1 protein-coding gene is annotated in these 1,779 nt (G+C 70.3%); it reads left to right on the top strand.

From position 1 onward, the window contains the following. The first annotated feature begins 114 nt into the window (after positions 1–114). The gene (locus AC5LUJ_RS19475; protein ID WP_493465448.1) at positions 115–1,767 is read left to right on the top strand and encodes an IS1634 family transposase; all 1,653 of its coding nucleotides are present in this window, start codon (positions 115–117) and stop codon (positions 1,765–1,767) included. Positions 1,768–1,779: the final 12 nt, after the last annotated feature.

Raw genomic sequence — 1,779 nt, 5'->3', positions numbered from 1 at the left:
CCCGACTTGGGCCAAGATCTGATCATCTTGATGGTTGTGGGCCTGTGACCTGGGGTTTCGGGTTGGCGGGCACGCACTAATCAGGGGTCGGGCGGGGCCTCCTACCCTGTCGGGGTGGCTCCGTATGTCCGCACGGTCAAGACGGCGTCCGGCGCTCGGGCGGTGCAGATCGTGCACTCGCAGCACCGGGGCTCACGGGACATCGAGCACATCGGCTCGGCGCACACCGACGCGGACCTCGAGGTACTCAAGGCGGCCGCCCGCCAGCGGATCGCCGCCGGTCAGGGCGAGCTGGACCTCCGGCTGCCCGACAGCCCGCCCACCGGCGGCCCGCTGCCGATCACCTCGTCGCGTATGGGGCATCTCCTCGACGCGTTGGACGCGGCCTACGACCGGCTCGGGTTCGAGGCGGCCACCGGCCGGGACGAGGTGTTCAAGGCCCTGGTGCTGGCACGGATCATCGAGCCGACGTCCAAGCTCGACAGCCTGCGTGTCCTGGACGAGGCCGGTGCCCCATCGCCGTCCTACCGGACGCTCAAGCGCCGGCTGCGTCTCTACGCGGGCGAAGAACCCGACCCCACCACCAGCGACACCAGCGGCGACACCGCCAGCGATCCGGCCGCCGGCGGCATCGACGCCACCAGCGACGGCGAGGCCGCCGAGAAAAGTGGACAGGGCCGGGAGCCGGCGCCGCGGCCGGTGGACCCGGCGGGCGGGACATGGCGGACGCGGCTGGCGACCGCCTGCGCGGCCCACGCCGGACTGGGACCGGCCACGTTCCTGCTCTACGACGTGACCACCCTCTACTTCGAGACCGACCAGACTGACGGTTTCCGCGAGCCCGGGTTCTCCAAGGAACGCCGCCTCGAGCCCCAGATCACCGTCGGGCTGCTCACCGACGCCACCGGCTTCCCGCTCATGGTCCACGCCTTCGAGGGCAACCGGGCCGAGACCACCACCATGCTCCCCGTCCTGACCGCGTTCCTGGCCGCCCACCAGCTCCGCGACGTCACGGTCGTGGCCGACGCCGGGATGGTCTCCGACGCCAACCGGCGAGCGATCGAAGCCGCCGGCCTGTCGTTCATCCTCGGCGCCCGCGTCCCCGACATCCCCTACGTCGTGACAGCGTGGCGGCAGGCGCATCCCGGCCAGGACCTTCCCGACGGGCAGGTGTTCGTCCAGCCCTGGCCCGCCGGCCCCACCGACCAGCGGAAAGACCACACCTACATCTACTCCTACCGGCGCGACCGGGCCCGCCGGACCCTGCGCGGGATCGATGAACAGGTCGCCAAGGCCGAGAAGGCGGTCGCCGGGAAGACGGCGGTGAAACGCAACCGGTTCGTCACTCTCACCGGCGCCGCGAAGTCGGTGAACCGGACTCTGGAAGCCAAGACCCGCTCGCTGGCCGGGATCAAGGGCTACGTCACCAACCTGCCCAACCCCGACCCGGACAGCGTGATCCACGCCTACAGCCAGCTCCTCCAGATCGAGAAATCGTTCCGGATGAGCAAGTCCGACCTCGCCGCCCGACCGATCTACCATCACACCCGCGCCTCGATCGAGGCCCACCTCACCATCGTGTTCGCCGCGCTCGCCGTCGCCCGGCAGATCGAAACAGCCACCGGCTGGAGCATCCGGAAGTTCGTCCAGACCGCCCGCCGCTACCGCACGATCACCATCCGGGCCGGCGACCACACCATCACCGCCGCCGACCCCCTACCCGACGATCTCCAGGCCGCTCTCGACGCCATCCACGACACGCACTAAATGGCCCAAGTC

The sequence above is a fragment of the Protofrankia sp. CiP1_Cm_nod3 genome, from assembly GCF_982290655.1.
This window is presented reverse-complemented; position numbering and strand designations above follow the sequence as displayed.